This is a genomic window from Halomonas sp. H10-59, assembly GCF_040070555.1.
Classification (GTDB): domain Bacteria; phylum Pseudomonadota; class Gammaproteobacteria; order Pseudomonadales; family Halomonadaceae; genus Halomonas; species Halomonas litopenaei.
This window is the reverse complement of sequence record NZ_CP098828.1, coordinates 238,039-255,745: the sequence shown is the minus strand read 5'-3', so window position 1 is coordinate 255,745 and position 17,707 is coordinate 238,039. Positions and strand designations below refer to the sequence as shown.

The following is a 17,707-nucleotide window of genomic DNA, read 5'->3' as shown; positions in this document are numbered from 1 at the left end:
CGTTCGCGCCGCCGGGCGAGCCCCGGCAAGCTGCTAACAAAAAGCCCCTTCACAGGAAGGGGCTTTTTCCAAGAAACCTGTCACCATCTGGCAGAAGTTCGCATGCCCCTTGAGGATACCTGCATGCCTGCCAAGAAGATGGTAGCGGGGACCGGATTTGAACCGATGACCTTCGGGTTATGAGCCCGACGAGCTACCAGACTGCTCCACCCCGCATCAATCTAGGCCGGTGATTATACTGCGCCTTGACCAGGGCGTCAAGGCATTTCACCGAACCGCCAACCCTGAGAGAAGATCACCGGTCATCACCGGGAGAGCTTGTCATCCACGCCGTCATTGCAGAAGACGAGGATGGTGCCGAAGGCGGGACTTGAACCCGCACGACCGTAAGGTCACTACCCCCTCAAGATAGCGTGTCTACCAATTCCACCACTTCGGCTAGGGGAGTTCCGGAGATCAGCCTTGGCTGTCCTCCAGCACTGGCGCTGCATTATCCACGTCGCTTGAACCTTCGTCAAGCGTAGGCGCAGAATTTTCCTGACTTTCTTCCTCAAGCGCAGGCGCACTGTTCTGGGTGCTTTCGTCATCCAGGGTCGGCGCGCTGTTCTGCTGCTCGATCACCTCGGCGTCGGGAATACCCGCTTCTGGCGCGGAATTGCCCGCTTCGGAGGCGAAGTAGGCCAGGGTCAGGGAAGTGGCGAAGAAACACGCCGCCAGCGCCCCGGTCGCCTTGGACAGGAAACTGCCGCTGCCACGGGAACCGAAGACGGTCTGGGAGGCACCGCCACCGAAGGAGGCGCCGGCATCGGCGCCCTTGCCCTGCTGCAGCAGGATAAGAACGACCAGGGCGATGGCGATCGCCACATGGATCATGAGAATGGCAACTTGCATGGATTCAACCTGCTGACTGACAAATGGCTAGAAAATCGTCGACCTTCAGCGATGCTCCGCCGATCAGGCCGCCGTCGATGTCCGGTTGGGCCAGCAATTCCGCCGCGTTGTCGGGCTTCATGCTGCCGCCGTAGAGAACCTGCATGGACGCCGCCAGGGCGCCATCGTAACGTTCGAGTCGTGCACGAATCGCCGCATGCACCTGCTGCGCCTGCTCAGGCGTTGCGGTACGACCGGTGCCGATCGCCCAGACCGGCTCGTAGGCCAATACCAGGCGCGCGCGCTCGTCACCGTCGAGGGCTTCCATCACCGCCTCGAGCTGACCGAGCACCACCGCCTCGGTACGCTCGGCGTCGCGCTCTTCCAGGGTTTCCCCCAGGCACAGCACCGGCGTCAGCCCCTGACCCAGCGCGGCCTGCACCCGTGCCAGCACCGCCGCGTCGTCTTCACCGAACAGGGTGCGCCGCTCGGAGTGTCCGACCAGCACCATGTCGGCGCCGACGTCTGCAAGCATGGCGCCGCTCACCTCGCCGGTGAAGGCTCCGCTCGGCTGGTCGCTCAGGGTCTGGCCGGCCAGCCTGACGCTCTGCGGCAACCGTTCCCTGGCCACCCCGACATAGGGAAAGGGAACCGCCAGGGCCAGCGTCACCGCCTGCGGCAATTCAGCGCCGGACAGCGCCTCGGCGAAGGTATCGATCAGGCTCAGCGAGCCATTCATCTTCCAGTTGCCGGCGATCAGCGGTGCACGCATGGAACATCCTCTTTCAAGGTGGGCCGAAATGGTATAGGAGCGGCCCTGTCAAGACAAGATTTGCCGCGGGATCGAAGCCTTCGGTCCCGCGCTGGAGCAAGCCGACAAGACGCTCTCGCCGGCATCAGGGTCCACCAGGCCTCGCGTCATGGCACCGCGAAACCGGGCGGTGAGATCAGGGTTCAGCCGACCAGCTCACGCACGTCATCGGCCAGACGCCTGGCCAGCCCTTCGACATCCAGATGAGGGCGCCCCTCGACCATGACGCGAATCAGCGGCTCGGTACCCGAGGGGCGCAGCAGCACGCGGCCCTCATCGCCAAGCTCGGCCTCGACCGCACGGGTGGCCTGTTCGAGACTCGGGTCGGCCATCACCGCCTTGGCGTCGACGCCCGCCGACAGGCGCACGTTGACCAGCGACTGAGGCGCCTTCTCGAAGCCGTGCAGCAGACGTGACAGCGGCTTTTCCTCACGCACCATGTAGGACAGCACCTGCAGCGCCGAGACGATACCATCGCCGGTGGTCTGCACGTGGCGACAGACGATATGCCCCGAGGACTCGCCACCCAGCTGCCAGTCGTTGGCGGCCAGGCGCTCCATCACGTAGCGATCGCCGACCTTGGCACGTTCGAAGGGCACGCCCATGGACTCCAGCGCGGCGGCCAGCCCGAAGTTGCTCATCAGGGTACCGACCACGCCACCGCCCAACTCGCCACGCTCGTGACGGTCCTTGGCGATCAGGTAGAGCATGTCGTCACCGTCGATCTCGTGACCGTCGGCGTCCACCATCAGCACGCGATCGCCGTCGCCATCGAAGGCGATACCCAGATCGGCGCCTTGCTGAATCACTGCCGCGCGCAGCGCCGCGGGATGGGTCGAGCCCACCTCCTGGTTGATATTGAGGCCGTCGGGCTCGGCCCCGACCAGGCTGACCTTGGCCCCGAGCTCCTTGAACACCGCCGGCGCGATGTGATACGTCGCGCCATGGGCGCAGTCCAGCACGATACGCAGGCCGTGCAGGTTGACCCGGTCAGGGATCGTCGACTTGCAGAACTCGATATAGCGCCCGGCGGCGTCGTCGACCCGGCTGGCCTTGCCCAGCTCCCCCGGTGACACCGTGGTCAGGGTCTCATCCAGTGCGCGCTCGATGCGCTCCTCGATCTCATCACCCAGCTTGGCACCCTCGGCCGAGAAGAACTTGATGCCGTTGTCCTGGTAGGCGTTGTGGGAAGCGGAGATGACGATGCCCGCATCGGCGCGAAAGGTCCGCGTCAGGTAGGCGATACCCGGCGTCGGCATCGGACCGAGCAGCATGACGTCTACGCCCGCCGCCGACAGCCCCGCCTCGAGGGCCGACTCGAACATGTAGCCGGAGATACGAGTGTCCTTGCCGATCAGCACCCGCGCCCGCTGACGGCGCGGCTCGAGCACGCGGCCAGTGGCCCAGCCCAGCTTGAGCATGAAGTCCGGCGTGATCGGCGCCTGACCGACAGTGCCGCGAATGCCATCCGTGCCAAAATAGCGTCTAGCCATGGTGTTCTCCTTCCTCGAGAACGGCCCAGGTCATGTTCACCGCGTCCACATGGGGCCCCACATCGTGAACGCGTAGTATCCGTGCGCCTCGCTCCACCGCCAGTGCCGACAAGGCCAGACCGCCGGACAGGCGCTCCTCGACCGCACGGTCGAGCACCTTGCCGATCATGCTCTTGCGCGACATCCCCACCAGCAGCGGGAGCCCCAGGGCTTCGAGGCGCTCCAGGCGATGCAATAGGCGAAGATTATGCTCCACGGTCTTGGCGAAGCCAAAACCTGGGTCAAGCAACAGCCGTTCTCGCTTGAGACCGGCGACCTCGCACTCGGCGATGCGCCTTTCGAGAAAGTCTGCCACCTCTTCCTCCACCGGCCTGTCATAACGGGGCGCGTCCTGCATGTCGCCCGGCTCGCCGAGCATGTGCATCAGCACCACCGGCAGCCCGGTGCCGGTCGCCGCCGCGACGGCGCCCTCACGACGCAGGTTGCGCACATCATTGATCATGCCAGCCCCGGCCTGGGCGCTTTCGCGCATGACCTCCGGCGTCGAGGTATCCACCGACACCAGGGCATCCAGCTCCCGTACCAGCGCCTCGACCACCGGGATCACCCGGTCGAGCTCCTGCTGCGCGGTGACCGGCGTCGCACCAGGTCGCGTGGACTCGCCGCCCACGTCGATGATGGCGGCACCCTCGGCGAGCATCTGTTCGGCATGGCGCAGGGCGTCGTCGATGACCACGTGATGGCCACCGTCGGAAAAGGAGTCGGGAGTGACGTTGAGGATCCCCATGATGCGGGGAAAGGTCAGATCGAGGCGGTGTCGACCACAGGGCAGTACAGCGGGGTAACGAGCGTCCATCGAAGAGGATGTCCTGGGAAAATCTGGGTATTCACCAAAGAATACTAATACGAGAGGCGGGTCATGCAACGCCAGAGGCGCCCCGCGGGGCGCCTCTGTGAGCGGGCGGGCCGTCAGCTACCGGCGGGGCCGCCAAGGGGGTCGGAGGGGCGACGGCCGGAGCCTTTGTCATCCTCTTCCTCGTCCCCGTCGTTGGTGTCGGCGCTGGACTCCGGCTCCTTCGACGGCTCGGGATCACCGGTGACCGGGGAACCACCGCCGGAACCGGGCTCATCCCAGTCCTTGGGCGGACGTGGATCGCGTCCGTCCATGATGTCCTTGAGCTGATCCGCGTCGATGGTCTCGTACTGCATCAGCGCTTCGGCCATGGCGTCGAGCTTGTCGCGATTGTCCTCGAGGATCTGACGCGCCTGCTCGTAGCAGCCGTCGATGATCTTGCGCACTTCCTTGTCCAGACGCGAGGTGGTTTCGCCCGACTTCAGCTTGCCACCGCCCTGGCCCGGGCCGCCGAGGAACTGGTGAGACTCGTCCTCGTCGTACATGATCGGCCCCATCTCCTCGGACAGGCCCCACTTCGCCACCATGTTGTGGGCAAGCTCGGTGGCACGCTTGATGTCGTTGGAGGCGCCGGTGGTGACACCGTTCGGCCCCAGCGTCATCTCCTCGGCGATGCGGCCGCCGAACAGCGAACAGATCTGACTGATGATCTGCTGGCGCGACAGGCTGTAGCGATCCTGCTCCGGCAGGAACATGGTCACACCCAGGGCGCGGCCACGCGGAATGATGGTCACCTTGTAGACCGGGTCATGCTCCGGCATCACCAGACCGATGATGGCGTGGCCCGACTCGTGGTAGGCGGTGTTGAGCTTTTCCTTCTCGGTCATGACCATGGAGCGGCGCTCAGCCCCCATCATGATCTTGTCCTTGGCCAGCTCAAGCTCTTCCATGCCGACCAGACGCTTGTTGCGACGAGCGGCAAACAGCGCGGCCTCGTTGACCAGGTTGGCCAGGTCGGCACCGGAGAAGCCAGGGGTACCACGGGCAATGAAGGTCGGCTTGACGTCATCGGCCAGCGGCACCTTGCGCAGGTGCACGTTGAGGATATGCTCGCGACCACGGATATCGGGAAGCGGCACCACCACCTGACGGTCGAAGCGGCCCGGGCGCAGCAGCGCAGGGTCGAGCACGTCGGGACGGTTGGTGGCGGCGATGACGATGATGCCTTCATTGGCCTCGAAGCCGTCCATCTCGACCAGCAGCTGGTTCAGCGTCTGCTCGCGCTCGTCGTTGCCGCCGCCCATGCCGGCGCCGCGCGAACGACCCACGGCGTCGATCTCGTCGATGAAGATGATGCAGGGTGCCTGCTTCTTGGCCTGCTCGAACATGTCGCGCACACGGGATGCACCCACACCGACGAACATCTCTACGAAGTCAGAGCCCGAGATCGAGAAGAACGGCACCTTGGCCTCGCCGGCGATGGACTTCGCCAGCAGGGTCTTGCCGGTACCGGGAGGCCCGACCATCAAGACACCGCGGGGGATGGTGCCACCCAGCCGCTGGAACTTGGTCGGATCACGCAGGAAGTCGACCAGTTCCTCGACTTCCTCCTTGGCCTCGTCACACCCCGCCACGTCGGCGAAGGTGGTCTTGATCTGATCCTGGGACAGCAGTTTGGCCTTGGACTTGCCGAAGCTCATGGGGCCGCCCTTGCCGGCACCACCGCCCTGCATCTGGCGCATGAAGAACATGAAGATGGCCAGGATCAGCAGAATCGGGAAGCTCGCGATCAATAGTCGCGTCCACAGACTCTGCTGTTCCGGCTTCTTGCCCACTACGGTGACATTGTTGGACAACAGATCGTCCATCAGCTTCGGGTCCTCCGCCGAGGGGCGGATGGTCTGGAAGCTGGAGCCATCGTTGCGCTCACCGCTGATCGTGTAACCGTCGATGGTTACACTGCGTACCTGCTCGTTTTGCACCTGTTCGACGAACTGGGAGTAGTTCATCTGGTTGGGTGCGTTCTCGACGCTGAAGTTGTTGAACACCGTCAGCAGCACCGCCGCGATGACCAACCACAGAATCAGGTTCTTCGCCATGTCGTTCAAGGGACCACCCTCAATTGCAAGAATCTGTCGGCCTAGGTGCCTAAGGGTTCGACACTACATGACCCGGCCTGGTTCAGCCAGCCTGATCGGATCCAACGAAGCGGCGCAAGCGCCCCTTCCGCCGGGACTCACCCTCGGAAAATGCCGAAAAAATGTCGATGCGATGACTGCCTGGCAGGCCATCGCACGCCATCATGTGTCCTTTCCTGCCTGTACCATGCCTCAAGACTGGCACAGCCAGGCCACTTTTGCCGGTATCGCTCCGGTAGGCACGGTCTATCAGACGTCGACCGGCGCCGAAGCTCAGCCCTTGAATCCCTGGGCCAGCAGGTAGACCTCGCGGGAGCGTGCCCGCGATGCCCCCGGCTTGCGCGTCACCACCTTTTGAAAGGCGCCGCGCAGCTCCTTGAGATATTCGTCGAAGCCTTCGCCCTGGAACACCTTGGCCAGGAAGGTACCCCCGGGACGCAGCGTCTGACGAGCCAGGTCGAGCGCCAGCTCCACCAGGTACATTGCCTGGGGCTGATCGATGGCCGCCATACCACTCATATTGGGGGCCATGTCCGACATCACAAGGTCCACCGGGCGATCACCGAGCCTTGCCAGCACCTCTTCCAGCACGCTTTCCTCGGTAAAGTCACCCTGTACGAAGTCGACCCCGGCCAGGGCGTCCATCTCGAGGATGTCCGAGGCGATGACCACGCCGGCGTCACCGACACGCTCTGCGGCGATCTGGCTCCAGCCGCCTGGCGCCGCACCCAGATCGATGACGGTCATGCCCGGCTTGAACAGCTTGTCCTTGTCGTCCAGCTCCACCAGCTTATAGCTGGCCCGGGAACGGTAGCCGTCCTGCCAGCTCTGCTGAACGTAGCGATCATCGAAGTGTTCCTTCAACCAGCTGGCGCTGGTCTTGCTCGCGCTGCTCTTGCCGGATGAGGGTTTTTTACCGGAGGGGGGACGGGATGCTGCCACTGAGCCACCTGAAAGAAGATTTCCTGAACAATTGCCGGACGGGCGTTGCTCGAAGTGCATTTGCTGCGGACACCCGGCATGGCCGCCGGAGCCGAACCGCGTGGCGGGGAGGCTCGCCGCAGGAACCGAGGGGCGGGCTGCACGACGCATCGAGCGGCTTTGCCACCGCCGGCGAACGGCTGCCTGGAGATTGTCATGCACAAGCGCTTTCACCGCACGGGGAATCCCCGTACCATGTGCTGTCACGCGCCCTACGGCCAAAACGGAATGAAGCAAGATACCATGAGCTTGTCACAGGCACAAAAGAAAGCAATGCGCAGCATCGGCCACCACCTTGACCCGGTGGTGACGGCCTCGGAGAACGGTATTTCCGAGGGCATGCTGGCCGAGCTCGAACGAGCCCTGAACGACCACGAACTGGTCAAGGTGAAGCTCGCGATCCCCGACCGCGACGACCGCACCGCAGTGCTCGACGAACTCGTCGCCCAGAGCCGCTCCGAGCTGATCCAGAAGATCGGCAAGGTGGCCCTGCTGTACCGCAAGAACCCCAAGGCCAACCCGAAGCTGTCCAACATCACGCGCTTCGAGAACCACCACGGCCGCCACTGACGCACCGGCGTCGCTGCGCCACCACCGGGCGCCGACGAGCCAGTCGCCAGAAAAGACACCGCCCCGCCAGGAATCCTGGCGGGGCGGTGTCGTCTGGATCGAAGGAGCCGGGTCTAGATGTGCTCGACGCCGGTGATCTCGTACTCGACCTCACCACCGGGGGTGCGGACCAGCACGACCTCACCCTCTTCCTTGCCGATCAAGGCACGGGCGATGGGCGAGGTGACCGAGATGCGACGCTGCTTGATGTCGGCCTCGTCCTCACCGACGATGCGGTAGGTCACCTCTTCGTCGGTATCCAGATTCAGAAGCTCGACGGTCACGCCGAAGATCACCTTGCCGGTCTTGGGCAGCTTGGTGACGTCGATGACCTGGGCGTTGGACAGCTTGCCCTCGATCTCCTGGATACGCCCCTCGATGAAGCCCTGCTGCTCACGCGCGGCGTGGTACTCGGCGTTCTCCTTGAGGTCGCCGTGCTCACGCGCTTCGGCGATGGCAGCGATCACTGTCGGGCGAGCCTCGCTCTTGAGCTGTTCGAGCTCTTCACGCAGGCGTTGCTCACCGGCGACGGTCATCGGGACCTTGTTCATGTATTCGCTCCTGCATGCAGTTCCTGTAGCCGCCGCACGGTCACGGCATTGCCGTACTCGAGCGCCAAACAAACGGCACTGGCCCCTGCCAGCGTCGTGGCATAGGGAACCTTGCGGGCGAGTGCGGTGCGGCGGATCACCGAGGAGTCATTGATGGCCTGGCGGCCCTCGGTGGTATTGACGATATAGGCGATCTCGTCGTTCTTGATGGAATCGACGATGTGTGGCCGGCCTTCGTAAACCTTGTTGACGACCTCGACGGGCAGACCAGCCTGTTCAAGGGCTGCCGCCGTTCCTCGGGTCGCACAGAGTGTGAAGCCCAATGTTACCAGAGAACGCGCCACTTCGATAACACCCGCCTTGTCCGGCTCGCGAACCGACAGGAACGCCTTGCGATCGCCGGTCAGCGCCGGAATCGCCTCACCTGCACCGAGCTGGGCCTTGTAGAAGGCCTCCGCGAAGGTGTCGCCGGACCCCATTACCTCGCCGGTGGACTTCATCTCCGGCGACAGGATCGGGTCGACGCCAGGGAACTTGTTGAACGGGAACACCGCCTCCTTGACGCTGTAGAAGTGCGGCACGATCTCGCGCTCGAAGCCCTGCTCCTTGAGGCTGACGCCGGCCATGCAACGGGCCGCCACCTGGGCCAGCGAGGTACCGATGCACTTGGACACGAAGGGCACGGTGCGCGAGGCGCGCGGGTTGACCTCGATGACGTAGATCTCGCCGTCCTGCCAGGCCAGCTGGACGTTCATCAGGCCCTTCACGCCAAGCTCCACGGCCATGCGCTTGACCTGCTCGCGCATCTCGTCCTGCACTTCCGCCGGCAGCGAGTACGGCGGCAGCGCACAGGCGGAGTCGCCTGAGTGCACACCAGCCTGTTCGACGTGCTGCATGATACCGCCGATCACCACCTGCTCACCGTCGGACACCGCGTCGATGTCGATCTCGATGGCGGCGCTCAGGAAGTGATCGAGCAGCACCGGCGAGTCGTTGGAGACCTTGACCGCGTGGGTCATGTAGTTCTCCAGCTCGCTGGCGTCATAGACGATTTCCATGGCGCGCCCACCGAGCACGTAGCTCGGGCGCACCACCAGCGGGTAGCCGATCGCCTCGGCCTTGCTGAAGGCCTCGTCAAAGCTTCTGGCGGTGGCGTTGGGCGGCTGCTTGAGGCCCAGCTTGTCGATCATCTGCTGGAAGCGCTCGCGATCCTCGGCGCGGTCGATGGCGTCCGGGGTGGTACCGATGATCGGCACACCGGCGGCCTCGAGCGCACGTGCAAGCTTCAGCGGCGTCTGACCGCCGAACTGCACGATCACCCCGACCGGCTTCTCCTTGTCGGCGATCTCGAGCACGTCCTCCAGGGTCACCGGCTCGAAGTACAGACGATCGGAGGTGTCGTAGTCGGTGGACACGGTCTCCGGGTTGCAGTTGACCATGATGGTCTCGTAGCCGTCGTCGCGCATGGCGAAGGCGGCGTGGACGCAGCAGTAGTCGAACTCGATGCCCTGACCGATACGGTTGGGGCCACCGCCCAGCACCATGATCTTCTTACGATCGCTGACCTCGGCCTCGCACTCCTCCTCGTAGGTGGAGTACATGTAGGCGGTGTCGGAGGCGAACTCGGCGGCGCAGGTGTCGACGCGCTTGTAGACCGGACGGATACCGGCGTCATGGCGCGCCCTGCGCACATCGTCCTCGGACACGCCCAGCACCTTGGCCAGGCGAGCATCGCCAAAGCCCTTGCGCTTGAGACGATAGAGTTCGCGCGCGTCCAGCGACGACAGCGGACGGCTGGACAGATCCTGCTCGATCTTGACCAGATCCTCGAGCTGCACCAGGAACCAGGGGTCGATGTTGGTCAGCTCGAACACTTCTGCCACCGACATGCCGGAGCGCATGGCATCGGCGATGAAGAAGATACGCTCGGCGCCGGCGGCCTGCAGCTCGCCCTTGATCAGCGCCATGTTCTCGTCGCTGAACTCGGTGACGATGGGATCGAGACCGTCGTTGCCGGTCTCCATGCCACGCAGCGCCTTCTGCAGCGACTCCTGGAAGGTGCGGCCGATGGCCATGACCTCGCCCACCGACTTCATCTGGGTGGTCAGACGGTCGTTGGCCTGGGGGAACTTCTCGAAGGTGAAGCGCGGAATCTTGGTGACGACGTAGTCGATGGACGGCTCGAAGGACGCCGGGGTGCGACCGCCGGTGATGTCGTTCTGCAGCTCGTCCAGGGTGTAGCCCACCGCCAGCTTGGCGGCGATCTTGGCGATCGGGAAGCCGGTGGCCTTGGAGGCCAGGGCGGAGGAACGCGACACCCGCGGGTTCATCTCGATGACCACCATGCGGCCGGTCTCGGGGTCCACGCCGAACTGGACGTTGGAGCCACCGGTCTCGACACCGATCTCACGCAGCACCGCAAGGGATGCGTCGCGCATGATCTGGTATTCCTTGTCGGTCAGCGTCTGGGCCGGCGCCACGGTGATGGAGTCACCGGTGTGCACGCCCATGGGGTCGAAGTTCTCGATGGCACAGACGATGATGCAGTTGTCGTTCTTGTCACGAACGACCTCCATCTCGTATTCCTTCCAGCCCAGCAACGACTCGTCGATCAGCAGCTCGTGGGTCGGCGAAAGCTCGAAGCCGCGCCCACAGATCTCCTTGAACTCTTCCTTGTTGTAGGCCACGCCGCCACCGGAGCCACCCATGGTGAAGGACGGCCGGATGATCACCGGGAAGCCCAGCTCTCCCTGGATCTCCCAGGCCTCATCCATGCTGTGGGCGACCTTGGCCTTGGGGCACTCGAGACCGATGTTCTTCATCGCCTTGTCGAAGCGATCGCGGTCCTCGGCCTTGTCGATGGTGTCGGCGTTGGCGCCGATCATCTCCACGCCGTACTTTTCCAGTACGCCGTGGCGATCGAGATCCAGCGCGCAGTTCAGCGCGGTCTGGCCGCCCATGGTCGGCAGCACGGCGTCGGGACGCTCGGCCTCGATGATCTTCTCCACCGCCTGCCAGGTGATCGGCTCGATGTAGGTGGCATCCGCCATGGCCGGATCGGTCATGATGGTGGCCGGGTTGGAGTTGACCAGGATGACGCGAAAACCCTCTTCGCGCAGCGCCTTGCAGGCCTGGGCGCCGGAATAGTCGAACTCGCAGGCCTGGCCGATGACGATGGGGCCAGCGCCGATGATAAGGATGCTTTTCAGGTCTGTACGCTTGGGCATGGTGCTCCCCGCAAGAAAATTGGACGATGAACCGGAGTCTGTGTCGGCGCCTTAGCGACGGCTGCGCATCATGTCGATGAAGCGGTCGAACAGCGGCGCCACATCGCGGGGGCCGGGGCTCGCTTCGGGGTGGCCCTGGAAGCTGAACGCCGGACGGTCGGTACGCTCGATCCCCTGCAGGGTGCCGTCGAACAGCGAGCGGTGGGTGGCGCGCAGGTTATCCGGCAGCGTGGTCTCGTCGGCGGCAAAGCCGTGGTTCTGGCTGGTGATCATCACGTGGCCGCTGTCCAGATCCTGCACCGGATGGTTGGCGCCGTGGTGGCCGTGATTCATCTTGACCGTAGTGGCACCGCTGGCCAGCGCCAGCAACTGGTGGCCCAGGCAGATGCCGAACACCGGCACTTCGGTCTCGAGGATCTCGCGGATGGCGTCGATGGCGTAGTCACACGGCTCGGGATCGCCGGGTCCGTTGGACAGAAAGACGCCGTCGGGGTCGAGCGCCAGCACCTCGGACGCCGGGGTCTGGGCCGGCACCACGGTCAGCTTGCAGCCGCGACTCGCCAGCATGCGCAGGATGTTGAACTTGACGCCGTAGTCGTAGGCCACCACATGGAAGGGCCGCTCGGCCCCTTCGGTATCGGCGTAGCCCTTGCCCAGCGTCCACTCGCCCTCGTTCCAGACGTAGCGCTCGCTGCAGGACACCACCTTGGCCAGGTCCATGCCCTTGAGCCCGGGGAAGGCGCGGGCGGCTTCCAGGGCGCGCGCTTCGGCGTCGTCACCCAGGGCCTCGTCGCCTGCCACGATGGCACCGTTCTGGGCACCCTTGTCGCGCAGGATTCGAGTCAGCCGGCGGGTATCGATATCGGCGATGCCCACCACGTTCTGGCTGGCGAGATAGTCCGAGAGGCTCTGGGTAGATCGGAAGTTGCTGGCGACGAGCGGCAGATCGCGGATGACGAGGCCCGCGGCGGCGATGCTGGCGGACTCGACGTCCTCGGGATTGATGCCGGTATTGCCGATATGGGGATAGGTGAGGGTGACGATCTGTCGGGAATAGGAGGGGTCGGTCAAAATTTCCTGATAGCCGGTCATGGCCGTATTGAACACCACCTCACCACTGGTCTGCCCATCAGCGCCAATGGCCGTGCCGTGGAATACGCTGCCATCTTCCAGGGCCAAGATTGCGGGTTTGTTCAACGCTACGTCCTCCCAAAGCTCGTCAAGGTATCTACGACCGCCGCCATACGCTCGCCGGCGTCGGCGACCTGTCGCCAGGCCATTCGGCACCGACCCGGCCCATCGTGCGTCAAGCACACAAGGAGCCGGGCCGTAAAAAAGCGGGACGAAACCCGGTGTTTGACCGGTTTCATCCCGCTTGTTGTCATTCGCTCGGAATGCAGAGCCGGCACCTATGCTGCGAGAGACGTACTGAACGCTCTCGACGCGACACTTTCATGCCCGGCCCGGCCAAAATTTTTGGAATGTTACAGCATCTGGGCCGGGCTGACTACCCCGGAGCAAGCACTTTGCCATGGGCAACACCGCACCCCGACGCCGCCAGAGGCCTACAAACCTCAGTCCAGGCCCAGCACGTCGGACATGCCGTAGCGTCCCGCCTCACGCTCGGCGACCCAGCGTGCTGCGCGCACCGCGCCCCGGGCGAAGGTCATGCGGCTGGACGCCTTGTGGGTGATCTCGATGCGCTCGCCTTCGGTAGCGAACATCACGGTGTGCTCCCCGACGATATCGCCGGCACGCACCGTGGCGAAGCCGATTTCCTTGGGATCGCGAGGACCGCACTGGCCTACCCGCTCGAACACCCCGTGCTCCTTGAGGTTGCGATCCAGCGCCCCGGCGACCACCTCGCCCATGCGCAGGGCGGTACCGGACGGCGCATCGACCTTGTGACGATGGTGGGACTCGATGACCTCGATATCATAGCCCTCGTCGCCCAGCGCCTTCGCTGCAGTCTCCAGAAGCTTCAGGGTCAGATTGACGCCGACGCTCATGTTGGGCGCAAACACCGTGGGCACTCGCTCGGCATAATCGTCGAGCTCGGCCTGCTCGTCATCGGACAGGCCGGTGGTGCCGATGACGATGGCCTTGCCATGCTCGGCACAGAAAGCCAGGTTGGCCAGGGTCACCTTGGGCGCGGTGAAATCGATCAGCACGTCGAAGTCATCGACGATGGCCTCGAGGGAGTCCACCGCCGCCACGCCCTGGCGGCCGACGCCGGCCAGCTCGCCCAGATCGGCGCCAGCCAGCGAACTGCCCGGCTCGACGATGCCGCCGGCGAGGACGGCGTCGTCGTCCTGCATCACGGCGTTGACCAGGGTGCGGCCCATGCGGCCGGCGACGCCGACGATGGCGATACGGGGGGCGGTACGGCTCATGCAATCTCCTGGAGAAACGAGAGTTCGAACAGACAGGCGGATCAACGTAGATACGCCAAAATGTAAAGGGATTCGGCGCAGTATACCAACGTCGCTCCCTCTTGCCTCGCCCTGGCCTTCACGCTGACATTCCCGCCCGACAGGACCGCCCCATGCCGTTCAGAAAAATGCTCCGATTGCCCCTTATCAGCACGCTGGCAGCGTCCCTGTGGCTTGGCGGCTGCACCGCCCAGGTCAAGCCGACCAGCTTGCAGGGCGAGGCCCCCGCCCAGCCGGGGCTGAGCATGTGCGGCACCCTGGCACTACCGAGCCAGTGGCGTCCCACCGAAAACAACACCAGCGTTCCCCTGGGTGGTCTCTCGGCCATGGCCTGGGACACAGACGACAACCTGCTGCACCTGGTATCCGATCGCGGGCGCGTACACCAGGCAAGGCCAGTACTTGAAGATGGCCGGCTGGTGGACCTGCGCCCACTCGCCAGCCACCGATTGAAGGCGCAGGACGGTACGCCGCTGGAAGGCAAGGCCGCAGACGCCGAGTCGCTGGTGCTGGCGGGCGCCGATGATGGCGTCACCGGCAACACCGAACTACTGATCGGCTTCGAGCAGGATCATCGCGTGCAGCGTTTCGCTCTCGACGGGATGCCGAAAGGCGAACCACTGCGCTCCACGGCCAGCCACAACGCCGGTGATAACGAAAGCCTGGAAGCGCTGGCCCGAGTGCCGGGCATCGGGCTGGTGGCGGGCCTGGAGTCACCCCCCGACGACATGAACGCGCAAGATGGCGTCAGGCACACCCTTCTGTTCAGCCTGGCAGAGGACGGTAGCGACACGCGCCGGTGGCATTACCCACTGGCCTCACCGGCCGACAGCGCCCTGACCGAGCTGCTGGCGCTGGGCGACACCGTCACCAATTCGCCACCGCGGCTGCTGGCGCTGGAACGCGCCTTTTCCCCGCCACGTCCGCTGACCATCAGCTTAAGCCTGGTGGAGCTGCTGCCACCGCCGCAGGTACGGGTGACACGCCTGGCCAGCCTGTCGGCCGGAGAAGGCTGGCGCGTCGACAATATGGAGGGGCTGGCGCGATTGCCCGGTGGTGAGTTGCTGATGGTCAGCGACGACAACTTCAGCGCCCTGCAGCGCAACCTGCTCGCCTGCTTTCGACTGACCGATAAGGCGCTCTCTCTCGACACTGGATCTGCCCGTGCCAACGGCCGGTGATGTCACTGCCCGCTGATCAGCGGCGGGCCACCAACAGGTGGTGATTGAACCCGTCAGGGCCCCACAGCCAGGCCGACTCAGCATCGGTGAAGCGCAGCGGCTCGCGCCTGACCCGGGAGAAGCCGACCGACTGCAGCGTCTTGACCACGGTACGCCCGGGGATCGCGACGTGGTCCACCGGCAAGACGTCGTCACCGGCGCGCACCTGACCAGGCACCAGACTCCAGGGCCGGGGCCGCTCACCCGGGGCGACGCCTGGGTCGTAGCGATAGCTGGTCAACGCCTCGAGGCGATCCATACGCGCCGGGTCAAGCACATAGTCGTGGGTGATATCGAGCCACACCAGCAGGCCACCGGGCTTGAGCGCCTCGAACAGGTTTCGGCAAGCACGGGTGAGCATGGCCTGATGCTGGATGAAGTGGAAGGCGAAGACACTGACCAGGGTATCGAAGGGCGCCTCCGGCAGAACAAGCTTGCGATAGGCGTCCTCGACCCGAAAGCCGAGGCCCGGTGCCTGGTGGCGCCGGCTGGCCAGCGCGACCTGGGAGGGACTGATGTCGATACCCAGCACCTCTTGCGCACCCTTGCCCTTGAGTTCGGCCGCCAGCGCTCCGTTGCCACAGCCCACATCAAGAAGACGCTTGCCGACCAGATCTTCTTCCAGATTGAGATAGTGAAGAACGGAACCGGTGAAGGTGCCGTATCGCTCGTCGCGGGCCAGCTGGTCATAGCGCTCGCTCAGCGCCTCGGAGAAGACGTCGTTGGCAAGGCCGCGGTCGCCAGGCTGCTGACAAGGGGAAACGGCTTGTGCGCCGAGAAGGGGGCTGGCTGACGGCATGGGGGGCTCCTTGGCATTGATGCGCCTTTGCCCCACCTTTACAGCTTCATATAACCACCACCACACCGCACTAAGCCAAATCCGTACACCGCCCACCTCTTTGCCCAATGATGCAAAGATGTCTGAGTAAAACTCGCCTGCTCACGCCTGGCTGCGCAGCTTGACGTCCCGCCGCAGCAGCAGCGCGATGGCCAGCACGACCAGCAGACTGCCCGGCAGCCATTCGAGTGCAAGGCGTTCAGGCGCCTGGGCAAACAGCAACAGCATCGACACAAAGGGCACCAGATAGCCGTAGGCGGTAACCGCCGCCGGGGTCAGGATGGCGGTCGCCCGCTGCTGCAGCCAGAAGGTCATTCCGCTGGAGAAGAGCCCGAGATAGGCCACCACCGCCAGATCGAACAGCGTCATTCGGCCCAGCGCGGCCGGATCCCCGAAGACCAGACCCGAAAACCCGATCAGCAGTGCCCCCATCACCAGGCTCCACAGGGTACGCACCCCCGCGTGTTCAGATAGCCAGCCCTTCGCCAACCCCAATTTGGACAACACCGGATACATCGCCGAGGCGATGCAACCAGCGAAGAAGGCGGCTTCACCCACGCCGAATTGCATCCGGGCAAAGGAGCCACCGGCCTCGGCCCAGGCCAGCCCCACGGCGCCGACGGCGCCAAGTACCAGCAAGGCCAGCAGCGCCAGGGCTCGATGCTCGACCCCCACCAGCCGGCCCAGGCCGTAGGCCAGCAGCGGCACGCTGACGAACAGCGTGGCCATGGACAGCGCCGTGGTCAGGTGCGCCGCCCAGAACATGGTGCCGAAGAAGCTCGCCAGACAGAGCCCCATCAACCCATAGAGCCCGAGCCCGGCCAGACTCGGCCGGAGACCAGGCGCACCCCACACCAGCGGCAACACCGCCAGAGCGGCAATCACGAAGCGCAGTGCGGTCAGCGACAGTGGCGGAAGCCCTTCACTCAACATCCCCACCGCCGGAAAGGACAGCCCCACCAGCGTCGCCCACACCAGCATCCCGGCGTGGGCCCACCACACACTGCTATCGCTGGACACCCGGCAATCAGTCGTCATCACGGCTGACCTCCCCTTCCAGCGCCAACAGCAACTGGCGTAGACCAGCCGCCAGGCCTGCCGCCTGATCATCTGCCAGGGTGGCGCGCATCGAAGCGAGTTCAGCCAGGTAGGCGTCCAGCAGCGCCGGCATCATGGCCTTTCCCGACTCACTGAGACGAATCAGTACACTGCGACGATCTTCAGGGTTGGCAACACGCTCCACCAGGCCACGACTGGCGAGCCGATCGAGGCGGTGGGTCATGGCCCCTGAACTCAGCACCACCGCCTCGCACAGGGCGTTCGGTGTCAGCCCCTCGTGCACGTCGCGCCGGTAGAGGGTCGCCAGCAGGTCAAACTCGCCTTCCTTCAAGCCGTGCTGCCGGAATACCGCCTGAACCCGACGGTCGACATGCTTCAGCACGCGATACAGCCGGGTAAAGATGCCCATGTCGCCAGGGTCGCGATCCGGGAGAACCCTGCACCACTCCGCCATCAGTCGATCGATGGCATCGTTCGGCCCGGAGGACGGAACCTGCATATCACTTATCTCCAAGAAAAGTATCTTCACTTGAAGATAGTTATTCCGACGCAAAATGCCAAGCCCCTCATGCCCACAACGCCGAACAGCGATGGTCGCCTGGGCGCAACATGCAGTCGGCAACCG

15 protein-coding genes and 2 tRNA genes are annotated in these 17,707 nt (G+C 64.5%); 2 read left to right on the top strand and 15 right to left on the bottom strand.

Features of this window, described 5'->3' with window-relative positions:
• Positions 1-139: 139 nt before the first annotated feature.
• From NFG57_RS01180 to rlmE, 8 genes are all read right to left on the bottom strand, one after another.
• Positions 140-216 (bottom strand) — tRNA-Met (locus NFG57_RS01180).
• Between the two features lie 136 nt (positions 217-352).
• Positions 353-439 (bottom strand) — tRNA-Leu (locus NFG57_RS01175).
• 17 nt (positions 440-456) lie between these two features.
• A complete protein-coding gene (gene secG / locus NFG57_RS01170) occupies positions 457-891 on the bottom strand; it encodes a preprotein translocase subunit SecG (RefSeq protein ID WP_045992270.1) in 435 nt (144 codons plus the stop codon).
• Positions 892-895: 4 nt separating this feature from the next.
• Positions 896-1,642: a triose-phosphate isomerase gene (gene tpiA, locus NFG57_RS01165; RefSeq protein WP_045992271.1), complete on the bottom strand. Its 747-nt coding sequence runs from the start codon at positions 1,640-1,642 to the stop codon at positions 896-898.
• A gap of 182 nt (positions 1,643-1,824) precedes the next feature.
• Positions 1,825-3,174, bottom strand: a complete 1,350-nt coding sequence (gene glmM, locus NFG57_RS01160; RefSeq protein WP_108450011.1) for a phosphoglucosamine mutase — start codon at positions 3,172-3,174, stop codon at positions 1,825-1,827.
• Complete coding sequence (folP, locus tag NFG57_RS01155; RefSeq protein WP_348816155.1) at positions 3,167-3,961, bottom strand: dihydropteroate synthase; 795 nt, start codon at positions 3,959-3,961, stop codon at positions 3,167-3,169. Before folP ends, glmM begins: the two co-directional genes overlap by 8 nt.
• Positions 3,962-4,143: 182 nt before the next feature.
• On the bottom strand, positions 4,144-6,135 hold the full coding sequence (gene ftsH / locus NFG57_RS01150) for an ATP-dependent zinc metalloprotease FtsH (RefSeq protein ID WP_348815174.1): 1,992 nt from the start codon (positions 6,133-6,135) through the stop codon (positions 4,144-4,146).
• Positions 6,136-6,438: 303 nt separating this feature from the next.
• Positions 6,439-7,107 carry a 23S rRNA (uridine(2552)-2'-O)-methyltransferase RlmE gene (gene rlmE, locus NFG57_RS01145; protein ID WP_260425397.1) on the bottom strand — a complete coding sequence of 223 codons (669 nt, stop codon included), beginning with the start codon at positions 7,105-7,107 and terminating at the stop codon, positions 6,439-6,441.
• 282 nt (positions 7,108-7,389) lie between these two features.
• Between rlmE and yhbY the strand changes: the two genes are divergently transcribed.
• Positions 7,390-7,716: a ribosome assembly RNA-binding protein YhbY gene (gene yhbY, locus NFG57_RS01140; RefSeq protein ID WP_045992299.1), complete on the top strand. Its 327-nt coding sequence runs from the start codon at positions 7,390-7,392 to the stop codon at positions 7,714-7,716.
• A 113-nt stretch (positions 7,717-7,829) separates the two neighbouring features.
• Here the strand turns inward: yhbY and greA are convergent, their stop codons facing one another.
• The 4 genes from greA to dapB all read right to left on the bottom strand — a co-directional run bounded on the left by greA (position 7,830) and on the right by dapB (position 13,926).
• Positions 7,830-8,306 (bottom strand): transcription elongation factor GreA, encoded by a 477-nt coding sequence (gene greA / locus NFG57_RS01135; RefSeq protein WP_108131792.1) that lies wholly within the window; start codon positions 8,304-8,306, stop codon positions 7,830-7,832.
• Positions 8,303-11,533: a carbamoyl-phosphate synthase large subunit gene (gene carB / locus NFG57_RS01130; protein ID WP_108131793.1), complete on the bottom strand. Its 3,231-nt coding sequence runs from the start codon at positions 11,531-11,533 to the stop codon at positions 8,303-8,305. The genes greA and carB overlap by 4 nt, the downstream gene beginning before the upstream one ends.
• Positions 11,534-11,584: 51 nt before the next feature.
• Complete coding sequence (gene carA, locus NFG57_RS01125; protein WP_108131794.1) at positions 11,585-12,730, bottom strand: glutamine-hydrolyzing carbamoyl-phosphate synthase small subunit; 1,146 nt, start codon at positions 12,728-12,730, stop codon at positions 11,585-11,587.
• 377 nt (positions 12,731-13,107) lie between these two features.
• Positions 13,108-13,926 (bottom strand): 4-hydroxy-tetrahydrodipicolinate reductase, encoded by an 819-nt coding sequence (gene dapB / locus NFG57_RS01120; RefSeq protein ID WP_287163525.1) that lies wholly within the window; start codon positions 13,924-13,926, stop codon positions 13,108-13,110.
• A 152-nt stretch (positions 13,927-14,078) separates the two neighbouring features.
• Here dapB and NFG57_RS01115 point away from each other — a divergent pair, with 152 nt between their 5' ends.
• A complete protein-coding gene (locus NFG57_RS01115; RefSeq protein WP_348815173.1) occupies positions 14,079-15,146 on the top strand; it encodes an esterase-like activity of phytase family protein in 1,068 nt (355 codons plus the stop codon).
• Between the two features lie 16 nt (positions 15,147-15,162).
• Here NFG57_RS01115 and NFG57_RS01110 read toward each other — a convergent pair whose 3' ends face one another.
• From NFG57_RS01110 to NFG57_RS01100, 3 genes are all read right to left on the bottom strand, one after another.
• The gene (locus NFG57_RS01110) at positions 15,163-15,984 is read right to left on the bottom strand and encodes a class I SAM-dependent methyltransferase (RefSeq protein ID WP_222516171.1); all 822 of its coding nucleotides are present in this window, start codon (positions 15,982-15,984) and stop codon (positions 15,163-15,165) included.
• Between the two features lie 141 nt (positions 15,985-16,125).
• The gene (locus NFG57_RS01105; protein ID WP_348816154.1) at positions 16,126-17,061 is read right to left on the bottom strand and encodes a DMT family transporter; all 936 of its coding nucleotides are present in this window, start codon (positions 17,059-17,061) and stop codon (positions 16,126-16,128) included.
• Positions 17,051-17,581 (bottom strand): MarR family transcriptional regulator, encoded by a 531-nt coding sequence (locus NFG57_RS01100; RefSeq protein ID WP_348815172.1) that lies wholly within the window; start codon positions 17,579-17,581, stop codon positions 17,051-17,053. The genes NFG57_RS01105 and NFG57_RS01100 overlap by 11 nt, the downstream gene beginning before the upstream one ends.
• Positions 17,582-17,707: the final 126 nt, after the last annotated feature.